This window comes from Streptomyces thermocarboxydus, assembly GCF_024760485.1.
GTDB classification, from domain to species: Bacteria; Actinomycetota; Actinomycetes; order Streptomycetales; family Streptomycetaceae; genus Streptomyces; species Streptomyces cellulosae.
Window position 1 is genome coordinate 1,789,307 of the sequence record NZ_CP058273.1, and the last position, 16,948, is coordinate 1,806,254.

The 16,948-nt window shown below is 72.1% G+C and carries 13 protein-coding genes and 2 pseudogenes; 5 read left to right on the top strand and 10 right to left on the bottom strand.

All coding sequences use genetic code 11. The features are described 5' to 3' along the window. Window positions 1–12 precede the first annotated feature (12 nt). From AY578_RS08380 to AY578_RS08390, 3 genes and pseudogenes are all read left to right on the top strand, one after another. Window positions 13–709: pseudogene (locus AY578_RS08380) on the top strand (hypothetical protein). Between the two features lie 96 nt (window positions 710–805). Next, window positions 806–1,618 (top strand): thioredoxin domain-containing protein, encoded by an 813-nt coding sequence (locus AY578_RS08385; RefSeq protein WP_019521929.1) that lies wholly within the window; start codon window positions 806–808, stop codon window positions 1,616–1,618. A gap of 220 nt (window positions 1,619–1,838) precedes the next feature. Continuing rightward, window positions 1,839–3,392, top strand: a pseudogene (locus tag AY578_RS08390) (alkaline phosphatase D family protein); the annotation flags it as partial. Window positions 3,393–3,416: 24 nt separating this feature from the next. Here AY578_RS08390 and AY578_RS08395 read toward each other — a convergent pair. After that, window positions 3,417–4,001 carry a dienelactone hydrolase family protein gene (locus AY578_RS08395; RefSeq protein ID WP_028960765.1) on the bottom strand — a complete coding sequence of 195 codons (585 nt, stop codon included), beginning with the start codon at window positions 3,999–4,001 and terminating at the stop codon, window positions 3,417–3,419. A gap of 107 nt (window positions 4,002–4,108) precedes the next feature. Between AY578_RS08395 and AY578_RS08400 the strand changes: the two genes are divergently transcribed. Further along, complete coding sequence (locus AY578_RS08400; protein WP_019521932.1) at window positions 4,109–5,233, top strand: mechanosensitive ion channel family protein; 1,125 nt, start codon at window positions 4,109–4,111, stop codon at window positions 5,231–5,233. A 7-nt stretch (window positions 5,234–5,240) separates the two neighbouring features. Here the strand turns inward: AY578_RS08400 and AY578_RS08405 are convergent, their stop codons facing one another. From AY578_RS08405 to AY578_RS08430, 6 genes are all read right to left on the bottom strand, one after another. Further along, window positions 5,241–5,984 (bottom strand): SDR family NAD(P)-dependent oxidoreductase, encoded by a 744-nt coding sequence (locus AY578_RS08405; RefSeq protein WP_026243381.1) that lies wholly within the window; start codon window positions 5,982–5,984, stop codon window positions 5,241–5,243. 51 nt (window positions 5,985–6,035) lie between these two features. Then, on the bottom strand, window positions 6,036–7,628 hold the full coding sequence (locus tag AY578_RS08410; RefSeq protein WP_028960766.1) for a Na+/H+ antiporter: 1,593 nt from the start codon (window positions 7,626–7,628) through the stop codon (window positions 6,036–6,038). Window positions 7,629–7,707: 79 nt separating this feature from the next. Further along, on the bottom strand, window positions 7,708–8,175 hold the full coding sequence (locus tag AY578_RS08415) for a GNAT family N-acetyltransferase (RefSeq protein WP_028960767.1): 468 nt from the start codon (window positions 8,173–8,175) through the stop codon (window positions 7,708–7,710). Further along, window positions 8,172–9,116, bottom strand: a complete 945-nt coding sequence (locus tag AY578_RS08420; protein WP_136237761.1) for an RluA family pseudouridine synthase — start codon at window positions 9,114–9,116, stop codon at window positions 8,172–8,174. Before AY578_RS08420 ends, AY578_RS08415 begins: the two co-directional genes overlap by 4 nt. Window positions 9,117–9,192: 76 nt before the next feature. Further along, a complete protein-coding gene (gene lspA, locus AY578_RS08425) occupies window positions 9,193–9,834 on the bottom strand; it encodes a signal peptidase II (RefSeq protein WP_028960769.1) in 642 nt (213 codons plus the stop codon). Window positions 9,835–9,899: 65 nt separating this feature from the next. Next, window positions 9,900–10,703 carry a TraR/DksA family transcriptional regulator gene (locus AY578_RS08430; protein WP_258902221.1) on the bottom strand — a complete coding sequence of 268 codons (804 nt, stop codon included), beginning with the start codon at window positions 10,701–10,703 and terminating at the stop codon, window positions 9,900–9,902. 586 nt (window positions 10,704–11,289) lie between these two features. Here AY578_RS08430 and ileS point away from each other — a divergent pair. Continuing rightward, a complete protein-coding gene (gene ileS / locus AY578_RS08435; protein ID WP_258902222.1) occupies window positions 11,290–14,466 on the top strand; it encodes an isoleucine--tRNA ligase in 3,177 nt (1,058 codons plus the stop codon). Window positions 14,467–14,694: 228 nt separating this feature from the next. Here the strand turns inward: ileS and AY578_RS08440 are convergent, their stop codons facing one another. The 3 genes from AY578_RS08440 to AY578_RS08450 are packed head-to-tail and all read right to left on the bottom strand — an operon-like array spanning window position 14,695 to window position 16,873. Further along, entirely contained in the window at window positions 14,695–15,840 is a 1,146-nt protein-coding gene (locus AY578_RS08440) for a DivIVA domain-containing protein (protein ID WP_019521940.1), read from the bottom strand. A gap of 55 nt (window positions 15,841–15,895) precedes the next feature. Beyond that, window positions 15,896–16,183, bottom strand: a complete 288-nt coding sequence (locus AY578_RS08445; protein WP_019521941.1) for a YggT family protein — start codon at window positions 16,181–16,183, stop codon at window positions 15,896–15,898. A 48-nt stretch (window positions 16,184–16,231) separates the two neighbouring features. Next, complete coding sequence (locus AY578_RS08450) at window positions 16,232–16,873, bottom strand: cell division protein SepF (RefSeq protein WP_019521942.1); 642 nt, start codon at window positions 16,871–16,873, stop codon at window positions 16,232–16,234. Window positions 16,874–16,948: the final 75 nt, after the last annotated feature.

The following is a 16,948-nucleotide window of genomic DNA, read 5'->3' on the forward strand; positions in this document are numbered from 1 at the left end:
CTCGTAGCCGCCATGGACATATCCGGACCCCAGCTCAGAGCCGTTCGCGCGGCGCTGTTCACGGCTGTCGTCGTGACGCTCAGCACCGCGTCGCACGTGCTGCTGTCCGGGGCCCCGCTGCCGCTGAACACGGTGGCCGTGATCGGCGCCGCCGTCTTCGGCCTGGCCTACGCGCTCGCGGGGCGGGAGCGTTCCTTCGGGCGGATCGCCGCCCTGCTGATCCCGCTGGAGCTGGCCGCCGACACGGTCTTCACCACGGGCCAGCACGTCTGCTACGGCCGTATGGGCGGCCCGGTCGCCGGTCCGTTGCGCTCCGTCGGGTTCGACGTGCTGTGCGGCGACGGCACCGGTGTGGGCGCGCCGCTGGCCCGGGTCACCGGGCACGCCGCCCAGGGCGGCGACCGGGTGGCGGCGGTGCTGGCCGAGGCCGGCCCGGCGACCGCCTGGCTGCTGCTGGCGCGCACATCGGGTGGGCCTCTCGCCGCCGCCTGGCTGCGCGCGGGCGCTGGCCCAGCTGCTGGGCGCGGTGGCGGCGACGGCGTCGACGGCGGTGCGTCCGCTGCTGCTGGCCGTCGCGGTGGTCACCGTGCGCCGGGCCCCGAAGGCGGGCCGGCCGCTCCGCACGCCGCACCGCGCGACCGTGGCGCGCACCCTGCTTCTCGCGCACTCCCTGGGACGGCGCGGGCCGCCGTGCTCCCTCGCCGCCTGAGGCGATCACGCCCCGGGCGGCCGGCCGAGCATCTGCAGTCCCCCCGTACGTACCTCCGCACACGACCCCGTGTGCGTCCCCTGTGGAGACATCACCATGAGCAAGCGGAACAGCCAGTCGGCGAAGACGGCGGCGCGCGAGCGTCTGCGTCAGGAGCGCGAGCGCCAGGCGAAGAAGGCGAAGGTCAGGCGGCAGCTGATCGTCGCCGCGTCGGTGGTCGGCGTGCTCGCCGCGGCCGGCGGCATCGGCTACGCGGTGGTCCAGGCGAACAAGCCGGACCACTGGGAGGCCGCGAAGAGCGCGAAGCTGGTCAAGCCGGCGAACACCAGCGGCAAGGACGGCACGACCGTCGTCATCGGCAAGGCCGACGCGAAGAAGACCCTGGAGCTGTACGAGGACCCGCGCTGCCCGATCTGCTCCTCGTTCGAGCAGGCCGTGGGCGGGACGATCGAGAAGGACGTCGCGGACGGCAAGTACAAGGTGCAGTTCATAGGCGCCTCGTTCCTGGACCGCAACCTCACCGGCGAGGGCTCGAAGAACGCGCTGAGCGCCCTGGGCGCCGCGCTGAACGTCAGCCCGGAGGCGTTCCTGGAGTACAAGTCGGCGCTCTACTCGGCGGAGTTCCACCCCGAGGAGACGGACGACAAGTTCAAGGACGACGCCTACCTGATCAAGGTCGCCGACACGGTGGACGCCCTGAAGAACAACAAGGAGTTCCAGGCGGCCGTGAAGGACGGCACCTACGACCGCTGGGCGCTGGAGATGTCGGACAAGTTCGACAGCAGCGACGTCCAGGGCACGCCGACCGTGAAGATGGACGGCGAGAAGCTGACCGGCTCCGACGGCAAGAACGCGCCCATGACGGCGGCCGAGTTCACCGCGGCGGTCGACAAGGCGCTGAAGGGCTGACGCACCCGACGACGCCCCGCCGACGGGTGGTTGAAGAGCGGGCGAACTTTCCCGGGTTCGCCCGCTCCGGCGTCTACACGCGGCATGTACGCGTCAGTAACCTGATCGGCTGTGACCAGTCGACACGGAAGAACCGAGAGCGCCGTCTCCGCCACCGCGGACACCGCCTCCCTCACCCCGTGAGTCGTGGGAGGCAAGGCACACAGGGGATAGGCGGACCGCCGCGCTGCCCGCCCGCGCCGCCCAGCCGGCCCCCGCCTTCCTGCACGGCGTCGCCTCCGGCGACCCGCTGCCGGACGGCGTGCTGCTGTGGACCCGAGTGACGCCCACCCCCGACGCCCTCCCCGGCTCCGGCGCCGGGCCCGACACCGAGGTGCGCTGGACCGTCGCCCGCGACCGGGCGTTCACCGACGTCGTCGCCCAGGGCACGGTCCTCGCCACCGCCGCCTCCGACCACACCGTCAAGGCGGACGTCCGCGGCCTCAGGCCCGCCACCGACTACTGGTACCGCTTCTCCGCCGGCGACGCCGACTCCCCCGCGGCCCGCACCCGCACGGCGCCCGCCGCCGACGCCTCCGTGGCGGGGCTGCGCCTCGGGGTGGTCTCCTGCGCCAACTGGGAGGCCGGGCACTTCGCGGCGTACCGCCATCTCGCGGCCCGCGGCGACCTGGACGCCTGGCTGCACCTGGGCGACTACATCTACGAGTACGCGTCCGGCGACTACGGCACCCGGGGCAGGGTCGTCCGCCCGCACTCCCCCGCCCACGAGATCGTCACCCTCGCCGACTACCGCGTCCGGCACGCCCGTCACAAGACCGACCCGGATCTCCAGTCGCTGCACGCCGCCGCCCCGGTCGTCGCCATGTGGGACGACCACGAGTTCGCCAACGACACCTGGTCCTCAGGCGCGGAGAACCACACCGAGGGCGCGGAGGGCGCCTGGGCCGACCGGCAGGCCGCCGCCAAGCAGGCGTACTTCGAGTGGATGCCGGTCCGCCCGGCGGTCGAGGGCACCACCTACCGCCGGCTGCGCTTCGGCAAGCTGGCCGACCTGTCGCTGCTCGACCTGCGCTCCTTCCGCTCGCAGCAGGTCTCGCCCGGCGACGGCGACGTGGACGACCCCGGCCGCACCCTCACCGGCCGCGCCCAGCTCGACTGGCTGAAGGCGGGCCTCTCGGCGTCCGACACCACCTGGCGCCTGGTCGGCACCTCGGTGATGATCTCGCCGTTCGCGCTGGGCTCCCTGCCCGCGACCCTCCTGAAGCCGCTCGCGAAGCTGCTGGGCCTGCCGCAGGAGGGGCTCGCCCTCAACACCGACCAGTGGGACGGCTACACCGCGGACCGCCGCGAACTGCTCGCCCATCTGCGCGGCAACGCCATCCGCAACACGGTGTTCCTCACCGGGGACATCCACATGGCGTGGGCGAACGACGTGCCGGTGAACGCCGGCACCTACCCGCTGTCGGCGTCCGCCGCCACGGAGTTCGTGGTCACGTCGGTCACCTCCGACAACCTCGACGACATCCTCAAGGTCGGCGAGGGCACGGTCTCCGCGGTCGCCGCCCCGCTGATCCGGGCCGCCAACCGGCACGTGCACTGGGTGGACACCGACCGGCACGGCTTCGGGGTGCTGGACCTCACGGCCGAGCGCGCGCAGATGGACTACTACGTGCTGTCCGACCGCACCAGGCCGGACGCCGCCGCGGCCTGGTCCCGCTCCTACCGCACGCGCAGCGGCACGCAGAAGATCGAGCGGGCCGACGCCCCCGTCTGATCGTCCGACCGGCCGGGACGCGGATCAGCCCGCGTCCTCCTCCAGCGAGTCGAGGAAGCCGAGCGCCGTCCGCCAGGTGGCCTCGGCGGCCTCCTCGTCGTGGTCGGGCAGGTCGGGGTCGGTGTAGAGGTGTCCGGCGCCCGCGTACCGGTAGACCTCCACGTCGGCCCCGGCCCGGCCCATGCCCAGGTACCAGGCGGTGAGCCAGTCGTCGGTCTCGAACGGGTCCGGCTCCGCGACGTGCAGCTGCACCGGCAGCCCGTCGGCCTCGGCGTTCTCCGCGATGTCGGAGGTGCCGTGCAGGAGCAGCAGCCCCTTGGCCTTCTCGTCGCCGAGGGCCAGCGTCTGCGCCACCGAGGCGCCGAAGGAGAACCCCGCGTACACCAGGCCGCGCTCCGAGTACGGCGCCGCCGCCAGGACTGCCCGCTTCAGCAGCTCGTCCTTGCCCACCTCGTCCTTGAACTCCATGCCCTCCTCGACGGTGTCGAACGTGCGGCCCTCGAAGAGGTCCGGCGTCCACACCTCGTGTCCGGCCGCGCGCAGCCGGTCCGCGGCCCGGTGCACCGCGGGGCGCAGTCCGTAGGTCGAGTGAAAGAGCATGATGTTCATGGAGCCCATGGTGCCAGCCGGGTGTGACGGACCTCGCCGGCGGCACTACCCGGAACCGGACGGAAGTCACATGTTCATGCCGGAGCGGGCCGGTTAGGTTCGGGAGCATGGATGACGTGCTGCGCCCGCTGATCGTGGTCGGCGGCTCGGTGGTGCTGACGCTGCTGCTGGGCTGGGCCACCGACCGTCTGCTGCGGAAGGCCGACGAACGCCACCACGAGACACCGCTGTGGGGCCTGCTGCGCCGGGCCCGGGTCCCGTACCAGCTGCTGCTCTGCGCGGTCCTGCTCAGAGCCTCCTACGACGAGACACGGCTGCTTACCTCCCACGACGTCGCCGTCGGCCGGATCCTCACCCTGGTGCTGATCGGGTCGGCCGCCTGGCTGACCATCCGCATCGCCGCCGCCGTCGTGGAGACCTCCTACACCCGGTACGCCACCAACCACCGCGAGCGCGACCCGGCCCGGGTGCGCCGGGTGCGCACCCAGGTGACGCTGATCCGCCGTGTGGTGTCGGCGGCGGTGGGCGTGGTCGCGGTGGCCGCGATGCTGCTGACGTTCCCCGCGATGCGCGCGGCCGGCGCCTCGCTGCTGGCCTCGGCGGGCATCCTCGGCATCGTCGCCGGTGTCGCCGCCCAGTCGACGCTGGGCAACATGTTCGCCGGACTGCAGATCGCGTTCGGCGACATGGTGCGCATCGGCGACACCGTGGTGGTGGACGGCGAGTGGGGCACCGTCGAGGAGATCACCCTCACCTTCCTGACCGTGCGCACCTGGGACGAGCGCCGGATCACCATGCCGGTGTCGTACTTCACCTCCAAGCCGTTCGAGAACTGGTCGCGCGGCACCCCGCAGATGACCGGCACCGTGTTCTGGCACGTGGACCACAGCGCGCCCCTGGACGCCATGCGCGAGAAGCTGCGCGACATCCTGCGGGAGTGCCCGGCGTGGGACGGCCGCGCCTGCAACCTGACCGTCACGGACAGCACCCCGAGCACCCTGGAGGTGCGGGCGCTGGTGACGGCCAAGGACGCCGACGACATCTGGACGGTCCGGGTCACGGTGCGCGAGCGGATGATGCGCTTCCTGGCCGACGAGCACCCCTACGCGCTGCCCCGGGTCAACACCGCCGACGCGGTGCCGCCGCCGCGGGACGTCCCGGACAGCACGCCCGCCGACGCCCTGCCGGCGGCGCGCCGGATTCACACCCACCCGTCCCGGCAGCCGCGCTGAGCGGACCTCAGCAGCCGCGCTCGGCACCGCCGTTCACCTGGACGATCTGCGAGGTGATGTGGCCGGCGCCGTGCGAGGCGAGCCAGTGCAGGGTCGCGGCGACGTCACCGGGCCGGCCGGCGCGCTTGTCCGACGTCTCCGCGATCAGCCGGGCCCGCCGCTCCTCGTCCAGGCCGTCGCCGCCGAAGAACGCCGTGTCCTCGATGTAGCCGGGCGCGACCACGTTCACGGTGATCCCGTGCGGCCCCAGTTCGCGTGCCAGGGCGTGGGCGTACGGGTGCAGTCCTGCCTTGGCCGCCGCGTACGACACCCGGCCCGAGCCGCGCTTGGCGGCGATGGAGCTGAGGAACAGCACCCGGCCGCCGGGCACGGCGAGCCGTTCCCGCAGCGCCTCGGTGAGCAGCACGGCGGTCAGCACGTTGAGCCGGAAGTTGACCGTCCAGTCGCGGGCGACGGCGTCGAGCGGGTCGTCGCCGCCCACCGGCGGCTCCAGCAGGCCGTTGCCGCCCGCGCAGTGGACGAGCACGTCCACGGCCCCGAACTCGCGCCCCACGAACCCGGACACGCCCCGCACGGCCTCGGGGTCGGCCAGATCGGCGGCGTAGGTCAGCGCGCCCGGCACCTCGGCCCGCTCCAGGACGTCGCCGCGCCGCCCGATGAGCAGGACGCGGTCGCCGTCGGCGGCGAACGTCTGCGCGGTGGCGAGCCCGATCCCGGTGCCGCCGCCGCTGATCACAACATTGCGTGTCATGCCCCGACCCTACGGAGCGGGCGACGGCGGACGGCGGCAACGCGGCGGCGCTCAGCGCAGACTGCGCACGTCCAGATGACGCAGCACCCGGTCCACCACCTCGGGGTCGGCGCCCGGCTCGCTGCGCGCGGTGAGCACCTCGTGCCGGGCGGCGCTCAGCATCTCCTGCTCGATGCGCCGGATCCGCTTCAGCCGTTTGCTGCGCTGGCGGACCGCCTCGCGGCGTTCGTCGTCCGCGATGTCCGGGCTGATCCGCACGCCCATGTCGAAGGCCCGGCGCATCATCTGCTCGGACAGGTCCTCCGGCAGTTCCTCGACGTCCTCGATCTCCCGCAGTCTGCGTTTGGCGGCCCTCGCGGCCCGCACGGCGAGCCGGCGCTCCAGCTCCTTCTCCCGTCCGGTGTCGCCGCGCACCCCGAGCTTCCCCACCAGCCACGGCAGGGTGAGCCCCTGCACGAGCAGCGTGCCCAGGACCACGCCGAACGCCATGAAGACGATCTCGCCGCGGGCGGGGAAGTCCGCGCCCGACTCGGTCTCCAGCGGGATGGCGAGGGCCAGCGCCACGGACGCCACCCCGCGCATCCCGGACCACCACATCACCACGGTCTCGCGCCAGCTCACCGGGATCTCCTCGCCGACGTCCCGCTCGCTGTGCAGCCGTTTGGTCAGCCAGGTCGCCGGCAGCAGCCACGCCAGCCGCACGAACACGACCACCCCGACGACCGCCGCCGACCAGCTCAGCAGCTCGCCCCAGTGGCCGGCCGCCGTGTCGACGGCGTTGTGCAGTTCCAGGCCGACCAGGCCGAACGCCACCCCGGTGACCAGGGTGTCCACGATGTCCCAGAAGGTGTGCCCGGCCAGCCGCGCCATCACGTCGTCGGCGTCGGTGGCGTACTCCACCAGGTACAGCGCGGTGACCAGCACCCCGAGGACGCCCGAGCCGTGCAGCTCCTCGGCGAGGACGTATGCGGCGAACGGCACCAGCAGGGTCAGCGCGACCTGGAGGGTGGGGTCGCCGAGCAGGTCCATCGTCTTGTTGGTGGCCCAGCCGAGCGCCAGTCCCACGGCGACCGCCACCACCGCCGACAGCACGAGGTCGAGCCCGGCCGCCCAGGGTGAGAAGGTGCCGCTCACGGCGGCGGCCACGGCCACGTGGTACAGCACGATGGCCGTGACGTCGTTGAAGAGGCCCTCGCCCTCCAGGATCGACACCAGCCGGCGGGGCAGCCCCAGCTTGCCGGCGACGGCGGTCGCCGCGACCGGGTCGGGCGGGGCGACCAGCGCGCCGAGGGCGACGGCGGCGGCCAGCGGCAGTCCCGGCACGATCGCGTGGGCGACGACGGCGACGCAGAAGGTGGTGACGAACACCAGCGCCACGGCCAGCAGCAGGATCGGCCGGACGTTGGCCGCGAACTGCCGCCAGGAGGTGCGGCGCACGGCCGCGTAGAGCAGGGGCGGCAGCAGCAGCGGCAGGATCAGGTCCGGCGGGACGTCGACGTTCGGCACGAAGTCCAGCAGTGCCAGGACGATCCCGAAGACCGTCATCAGCACCGGCGCCGGCAGCCTCAGCCGCTCCCCCACGGGGACGCTCACGAGCGCCCCGAGCAACAGGGCGAACAGCAGGGCCAGCTGATCCACGGTCACCGCTCCCGGTGGTCGGACGGGTCGGGCGCTCTCCAGCCTGCCATGCGCGCCGCTCCCGGCGCGGGCACGGATGCCCCGGCTACAGTGCGCGCCGCATGGCCCGGTGCGGCATGCCCGCGTCGGGGAACTCCGGCCCGTAGGCCTCGTAGCCGAGCCGCTCGTAGAAGCCGAGGGCGTGGGTCTGGGCGTGCAGGTCGACGCCGGTGAGCCCGCGCTCCCGGGCGGCGTCCTCGACGGCCCGTACGAGCGCGGCGCCGACGCCGAGGCCGCGGGCCCGCCTCAGCACCGCGAGGCGGCCGAGGGAGCCGACGGCCGGGTCGCCGCCGTTCTTCGCCGCGGCGGCGGCGCCGTGCAGCAGCCGGGCCGTGCCGAGGGGGGTGCCGTCGGCGTCGAGGGCGAGCAGGTGCACGGCGTCCGCGTCGTGGGCGTCGTACTCGATGTCCTCGGGGACGCCCTGCTCGGCGACGAAGACCTCCTTGCGGACCGCGAAGCAGGCCTCGCGGTCGGCGGGGTCCTCCGCGGCCCGGACCGTGACGGCCGGGCTCATGCCCAGGTCTCCTCGCGGACCTGGTCGAGCGCCTGCTGGAGGTCGTCCGGGTAGTCGCAGGAGAACTCGACCCACTGCCCGTCGCCGGGGTGCTCGAAGCCGAGGCGGACGGCGTGCAGCCACTGCCGGGTGAGCTTCAGCCGCTTGGCGAGCGTGGGGTCGGCGCCGTAGGTGAGGTCGCCGACGCAGGGGTGGCGGTGGGCGGCCATGTGCACGCGGATCTGGTGCGTGCGGCCGGTCTCCAGCTTCACGTCGAGCAGGGAGGCCGCGCGGAACGCCTCGATCAGGTCGTAGTGCGTGACGGACGGCTTGCCCTCGGCGGTGACCGCCCACTTGTAGTCGTGGTGCGGGTGGCGGCCGATGGGGGCGTCGATGGTGCCGCTGGTCGGGTCCGGGTGGCCCTGGACGAGCGTGTGGTAGCGCTTGTCGACCGTGCGCTCCTTGAACTGGCGCTTCAGCGACGTGTACGCGTACTCGGACTTGGCGACGACCATCAGGCCGGAGGTGCCGACGTCGAGGCGGTGCACGATGCCCTGGCGCTCGGCGGCGCCGGAGGTCGAGATGCGGTAGCCGGCGGCGGCGAGGCCGCCGATCACGGTCGGTCCGGTCCAGCCCGGGGAGGGGTGGGCGGCGACGCCGACGGGCTTGACGATCACGACCACGTCGTCGTCGTCGTGCACGATCTCCATGCCCTCGACCGGCTCGGCGAGGACCTGCACCGGGGCGGGCGCCTGCGGCATCTCCACCTCGAGCCAGGCGCCCCCGCTGACCCGCTCGGACTTTCCGACCACCGACCCGTCGACCGTGACCTTCCCCGCGGCGGCGAGCTCGGCCGCCTTGGTACGGGAGAAGCCGAACATGCGGGAGATGGCGGCGTCGACGCGCTCGCCCTCCAGGCCGTCGGGCACGGGCAGGGTACGGATCTCGGGAATCGTGCTCACCCGTCGAGTATGCCGGACGGGTGAGTCGGTCCCGCACCGGAGTGACGGGACCCTCAGTCCTCGCGGGGCCGCGCGGTCAGTCCTTGTGGACCGTGCCGTCCGGGTCGAGACCCCGGAAGGACAGCAGCACGATCAGGATGCCGCCGCACACGATGGCCGAGTCGGCCAGGTTGAACACGGCGAAGTGCTTGGGCGCGATGAAGTCGACGACCGCGCCCTCGAAGACGCCCGGCGAACGGAAGATCCGGTCGGTGAGGTTGCCGAGGGCGCCGCCGAGGAGCAGGCCGAGGGCGATCGCCCAGGGCAGGCTGTAGAGCTTGCGGGCGAGGCGGAAGATCACCACGATGACCGCGGCCGCGATGACCGTGAAGATCACCGTGAAAGCCTCACCGAAGCCGAAGGCCGCGCCCGCGTTGCGGATCGCCTCGAAGCGCAGCCAGTCGCCGACGATCTCGATCGGCTCGTGGTGCTCCAGCTTGGCGACCACGATCATCTTGCTGACGAGGTCGAGGAGGTAGGCGAAGGCGGCGACGGCGAACAGCACGGCGATCCGCCGCCTGCCGCGGGGCCGCTCCGCCTCCTCCGTCGTACCGTCGGCGCCGGCCGGCTCCGAACCGTCCCGGTCCCGCAGGTTCCGGTCCTCGGTGTCCCGGTCCTGCCCGTCCCGGTCCGTGTCCGGGGTGTCCGGCGTACCGATGATGCGCTCCGCCTCTGCCACGTGAGTCCCTCAGCCTAGGTCCTTGACTGAGGACGAGGGTACGGCACGGTCTGCGGGGCCGCTCCTCAGTACCGGCGCTCCTGCTTCTGCTTGCACTCGACGCACAGGGTGGCCCTCGGGAAGGCCTGCATCCGGGCCTTGCCGATGGGATTGCCGCAGTTCTCGCACAGGCCGTAGGTGCCCGCGTCGAGCCGCTGGAGCGCCCGCTCGAACTGGTCGAGCATCTCGCGCGCGTTCGCCGCGAGGGCCAGTTCGTGCTCGCGGGTGATGTTCTTGGTGCCGGTGTCGGCGTCGTCGTCGCCCGCGCCGTCGCCGGAGTCCCGCATCAGGCCCGCCAGCGACCGCTCGGAGGAGCTGATCTCCTCGCGCAGCCGCAGCACCTCCGACATCAGCTCGGCCCGCGCCTCCTCCACCTCTTCGTCGGTCCACGGCTCCTCACCGGGACGCACCGCGAGCTCGCCCGGCTCCACCGCGCCGTGCCGCGCCTTGGGCACCGCGGTCGCCGCCGCCGTGGCCGGACCAGGGGTCTTCTTCGCACCCACCGTCGTCACTCCCGTCTGCGCCGCGGCCTCGGCCGCGTCCGCGTCGTCGGCCGCGCTGTGCCCGGCCCTGTCCTGAGCGGACCCGCTGGTCCTGGCCGCACCGTTCCCCTCGGGGGCGCCCCGGCGGCGGCCCGCACCCCTGCCCGCGGCGGCCTTCTTCCCGGCGGTCCCCCGTGCCGGCTTCTTGCCGGCGAGCTTCTTCGCGGTGGCCTTGCGGCCTCCGGCCTTCGCGGTGGCACCCTTCGACGCCGTCGCCCCGGACGCGGCCTCGGCCGCACCGGCCTCCGTCTCGGCGGCCTCGGCCGCCGCACCCTTCTTCGCCACCATGGCCGCGGCCCCTTCACATATTGTGATCTTGCGCGCGAATCGTGCTGGGACGATAAATCGACTCAAGGCCCGCGGCAACGGGGCGCACCGCCCGGTCACCTCGTCCCGCGCACGCCGCGCGGCGACCTGCATGCGTTGTGCCCAGCTACCCGCCGGGTATGCCGCCCGCACGCACGTCCCGGCGTTCCGGACGGGCGTACCGCTCCATTCGGGGCATTCCCGGGCGTACCGCCGCGGGAAAAGCGGTCGGCCGCCCGCGCCGCCGCGCCGTACACTGGGCGGAGCGAAAAGCGTGGATGGGGACGAGTAGCGGCGTAGGCAGCCCAGAGCGACCCGGGGACGGTGTGAGCCCGGGGGCGAGCGCGACGTGAAGATCACCCCGGAGCCGCCGGAAGAAAGCCGCAGCGAGCGCAGCGGCGAGTAGAACCGGCATCGCGACCCGAATGAGGGGGCTCACCGGAGCGCAGGGCGCACCGGGGGGCCAAGGAGGGTGGTACCGCGGGAGCGCGCCGCACACGGCGTCCACAGCAAGTGGCTCTCGTCCCTCCGGTCGGAAGGCAGCAAGTCCGCCGGAGGAAGCCCGCTGATGACAACGCCGACGTACCGCCCGGTACCCGCCCAGGTCGACCTGCCCGCGCTCGAGCACACGGTGCTCAAGTTCTGGGACGAGCAGAAGATCTTCGCCAAGAGCCTGGACCAGTCCGAGGGCCGCCCCGAGTGGGTGTTCTACGAGGGCCCGCCCACCGCCAACGGCATGCCCGGCGCCCACCACATCGAGGCCCGCGTCTTCAAGGACGTCTTCCCCCGCTTCCGCACCATGCGCGGCTACCACGTGGCCCGCAAGGCCGGCTGGGACTGCCACGGCCTCCCCGTGGAGCTGGCGGTGGAGAAGGAGCTGGGCTTCTCCGGCAAGCAGGACATCGAGGCGTACGGCATCGCCGAGTTCAACGCCAAGTGCCGCGAGTCGGTGACCCGGCACACGGACGCCTTCGCCGAGCTGACGACCCGCATGGGCTACTGGGTCGACCTCGACGACGCCTACCGCACCATGGACCCGGAGTACGTCGAGTCCGTCTGGTGGTCGCTGAAGGAGATCTTCAACAAGGGCCTGCTGGTCCAGGACCACCGCGTCGCCCCCTGGTGCCCCCGCTGCGGCACCGGCCTGTCCGACCACGAGCTGGCCCAGGGCTACGAGACGGTCGTCGACCCGTCGGTCTACGTCCGCTTCCCGCTGACCTCCGGCCCGCTGGCCGGCGAGGCCGCCCTGCTGGTGTGGACGACCACCCCGTGGACCCTGGTGTCCAACACGGCGGTCGCCGCCCACCCCGAGGTCACCTACGTCGTCGCGACGAACGGCGAGGAGAAGCTGGTCGTCGCCGAGCCGCTGGTCGAGAAGGCGCTCGGCGAGGGCTGGGAGACCACCGGGCAGACCTTCACCGGCGCCGAGATGGAGCGCTGGACCTACCGGCGCCCCTTCGAGCTGGTGGAGTTCCCGAGCGTCAGCGAGGGAACCAATGAGCACAGCCCCGCGGAAGCCCACTACGTGGTCAACGCCGAGTACGTCACCACCGAGGACGGCACGGGCCTGGTCCACCAGTCCCCCGCCTTCGGTGAGGACGACCTCAAGGTCTGCCGCTCCTACGGCCTGCCCGTGGTCAACCCGGTCCGCCCCGACGGCACCTTCGAGGAGGACCTGCCGCTGGTCGGCGGGGTCTTCTTCAAGAAGGCCGACGAACAGCTCACCGAGGACCTTCAGCAGCGCGGCCTGCTCTTCCGGCACCTGCCGTACGAGCACAGCTACCCGCACTGCTGGCGCTGCCACACCGCGCTGCTCTACTACGCGCAGCCGTCCTGGTACATCCGCACGACGGCCATCAAGGACCGGCTGCTCGAGGAGAACGAGAAGACCAACTGGTTCCCGGACTCGGTCAAGCACGGCCGGTACGGGGACTGGCTGAACAACAACATCGACTGGGCGCTGTCCCGCAACCGCTACTGGGGCACCCCGCTGCCGATCTGGCGCTGCGAGGAGAACCACCTCACCTGCGTCGGCTCGCTCACCGAGCTGACCGAGCTGACCGGCACCGACCAGTCGGGGCTCGACCCGCACCGCCCGTACATCGACGAGGTCACCTTCGGCTGCCCGCAGGACGGCTGCGGCGCCACGGCGACCCGCGTGCCCGAGGTCATCGACGCCTGGTACGACTCGGGCTCGATGCCGTTCGCGCAGTGGGGCTACCCGTACAAGAACAAGGAACTCTTCGAGTCCCGGTACCCCGCGCAGTTCATCTCCGAGGCCATCGACCAGACCCGCGGCTGGTTCTACACGCTGATGGCGGTCGGCACGCTGGTCTTCGACAAGTCGTCGTACGAGAACGTGGTCTGCCTCGGTCACATCCTCGCCGAGGACGGCCGCAAGATGTCCAAGCACCTGGGCAACATCCTGCAGCCGATCCCGCTCATGGACCAGCACGGCGCGGACGCGGTGCGCTGGTTCATGGCGGCCGGCGGCTCCCCCTGGGCGGCCCGCCGGGTGGGCCACGGCACCATCCAGGAGGTCGTCCGCAAGACGCTCCTCACGTACTGGAACACGGTCGCCTTCCAGGCCCTGTACGCCCGTACGTCGAGCTGGGCGCCGAGCGAGGCCGACCCGGCCCCGGCCGACCGCCCGGTGCTGGACCGCTGGCTGCTGTCCGAACTGCACGCCCTCACCGACCAGGTGACCCAGGCGCTGGAGAACTACGACACCCAGCGGGCCGGCAAGCTGCTGTCCGCGTTCGTCGACGACCTCTCCAACTGGTACGTCCGCCGCTCCCGCCGCCGCTTCTGGCAGGGCGACAAGGCCGCGCTGCGCACCCTGCACGAGGTCGTGGAGACGGTGACCAAGCTCATGGCCCCGCTGACCCCGTTCATCACCGAGCGGGTGTGGCAGGACCTGATCGTCCCGGTCACGCCGGGCGCGCCGGAGTCGGTGCATCTGGCGTCGTGGCCGGAGGCGGACCTGTCCGCCGTCGACCCGGAGCTGTCCCGCCAGATGGCGCTGGTGCGCCGCCTGGTGGAGCTGGGCCGCGCCACGCGCGCCGAGTCGGGCGTCAAGACGCGTCAGCCGCTGCGGCGGGCGCTGATCGCGGCGGCCGGCTTCGACGCCCTCGGCCCGGAGCTGCACGCGCAGATCACGGAGGAGCTGAACGTCGAGTCGCTGGCGCTGCTGTCCGAGGTGGGCGGCTCGCTGGTGGACACCACGGCGAAGGCCAACTTCCGCGCGCTGGGCAAGCGGTTCGGCAAGCGGGTCCAGGACGTGGCCAAGGCGGTCGCCAACGCGGACGCCGCGGCGCTGTCCCAGGCCCTGCGCGAGGGCACGGCCTCGGTGGAGGTCGACGGCGAGACGATCACCCTCTCCCCGGACGAGGTGATCATCACGGAAACGCCGCGTGAGGGCTGGTCGGTGGCGTCCGACGCGGGCGCCACGGTCGCCCTGGACCTGGAGATCACCGAGGACCTGCGCCGCGCCGGTCTGGCCCGTGACGCGATCCGGCTGATCCAGGAGGCCCGCAAGAACAGCGGCCTGGACGTGGCCGACCGGATCGCCCTGCGCTGGACGTCGGACGACGCCGCCACGACGGCCGCGCTGACCGAGCACGCGGAGCTGATCTCCGACGAGGTGCTCGCCACGGACTTCGCCCAGGGCGAGGCGGACGACACCTACGGCGCCCCGTTCACGGACGAGGGCCTGTCCCTGACGTTCCGTCTGCGCAAGGCGTAGCCGGCGTCACACGCCGAAGGCCCGGTCCCCCGGAGGGCGTTCTCCGGGGGACCGGGCCTTCGGCGTTGCGTGCGTCGGACATGTCCGCCGCATCCGAACAAACGGAGCGAACCATCGGGAACCGGTGGGAACACGCGTAGCACAAGGGCGGGGCCCCGGGTTGGTGTACCCGGGGCCCCGCCCTGAACGCTGCCGACTGCTACGCCGTACTCATGACCGCGAGGGCCGTCAGTTGTCGTCCTCGTCGATCAGGAAGCCACGCATCGGCGAGGGCGCCTGACCCATCGGCGACGGGCCCTGCGGACGGACCGGAGCCATGGGCTGGGTCATCGCCGGCTGCATCTGCTGCTGACCGCCGTACGACGGGCCGGACTGGCCGGGGCCGCCGCCCATCGTCTGGTTGCCGCCGTAGGACGGGGCACCCGCGCCGGCCGGAGCCATCGAGGGCGCCGGGGACGGCGGCAGGGACGGAGCGGCGCTCGCGGGCTGACGCGGCGGGGCGAGCGAGTCGTCCGCCTGCGTCTCCAGCTGGCGCAGCTGCGACTCCAGGTAGGACTTCAGCCGCGTGCGGTACTCGCGCTCGAAGCCGCGCAGGTCCTCGACCTTGCGCTCCAGCGTGGCGCGGGCGGACTCCAGGGAGCCCATCGCGACGCGGTGCTTCTCCTGCGCGTCCCGCTCCAGGGCGTCGGCCTTGGCACGGGCGTCACGCTCGAGGCCCTCGGCACGCGAACGCGCCTCGCCCACGATCTTGTTGGCCTCGGAACGGGCCTCCGCGATCGCCTGGTCGGCGGTCTGCTGGGCCAGCGACAGGACGCGCGCGGCGCTGTCGCCACCGGGACCCCCCTGACCGGGGAGACCGGGACCGCCCATGGGACCGCCCATCGGGCCGCCAGGGCCCATCTGCCCCTGCATCGGGCCGCCCTGGCCCATCGGCCCGGGACCCTGGCCCATGGGGCCGGGACCCTGCGGGCCGCCCTGTCCGCCGGGGCCGGCGGGCAGCTGGGGAGCACCGCTCGGCAGCTGGGGCGGGCCACCCATGGGGCCGCCCATCTGCTGCTGCGGCGGGCCCGATATGCCGGCGGGCACCGGAGCGCCGGGACCTCGCATGCCCTGCTGAGGCATGCCGGGAGGCGGACCCTGCTGTTGCTGCTGGTCCTGCTGCTCCGGAGGCTTGCGCATGTTCTGCTGGTTCTGCGCCGCGGCACGCGTGGCGGCGGCCAGCTTGGCGCGCAGGTCCTCGTTCTCGCGCAGCAGGCGCGTCAGTTCGGCTTCGACCTCGTCGAGGAAGGCATCGACCTCGTCCTCGTCATAGCCTTCTCGGAGGCGGACGGTCGTGAACTGCTTGTTCCGCACGTCCTCGGGGGTCAACGGCATCTCTTCACCTCAACGTAGTCATCGGCAGTCGGCAAGACCGTATCGTCCAGCCTCATCACACAAACCTCTGTGCGACGGAGATGAGGATCCAGACGATGATCATCAGGACGAAGAAGGACAGGTCGAGCGCCACGCCCCCGAGACGCAGCGGCGGGATGAACCGCCGCAGAAGCTTCAGCGGTGGATCGGTGACAGTGTAGGTGGCCTCCAGAACGACCACCATCGCCTTGCCGGGTTGCCATGAGCGGGCGAACTGGAACACGTAATCCATGACCAAACGGAAGATCAGCACGATGAGGAACACCATCAGCGCGATGTAGATCACCTGCGCGAACACGCTCATGGCCTGCTTTTCCCTCTCCCCTGTACCGCTCTTGTCCGGTCCTGCGTCTCAGCTCTGGTTGAAGAACCCGCCCTCTGCGATGCGGGCCTTGTCCTCCGCCGTGACATCGACGTTAGCAGGCGACAACAGGAACACCTTCTGCGTCACCCGCTCGATACTGCCGTGAAGACCAAACACCAAACCCGCTGCAAAGTCGACAAGTCGCTTCGCGTCTGTGTCATCCATCTCAGTCAGATTCATGATCACCGGGGTGCCCTCACGGAAGTGTTCCCCGATGGTACGGGCCTCGTTGTAGGTCCGGGGATGAAGCGTGGTGATCCGGTAAGGCTCTCGTTCCGACACGACCTTGGGCATGATCACCGGTGCGTTCTTCTCCAGGCTGGCGCGTTCTTGTGTGATGGATGCCACGGGCGCGATCCGCGCCGGGCGTGGCGATTCCGCGGGCAGCGAAGCGGAACGGGAGACCGGTTCGCGGGGCGCGGGCGGGTGGACGACTCGTACCTCTTCGTCCCTTTGTGGCTGATGTGTTCCGTGGGGCTGGTGCGACGGCTCGCGCCGCCGGTGGTCCCGCTCCGGCTCCGGGTCGAGTTCCGGTTCGAAATCGTCGTCTGGGTCGAATCCGCGGCCGTCGTACCCATCGTCCTCCACGAGGCCGAGGTAGACCGCCATCTTGCGCATCGCGCCGGCCATGCTCCGAGTCCTCCGCTCTGTGGTGGATCCGCTGACGACCGCCAAGTGCCCGCGATCCACTGGGTCCTTGCTCCG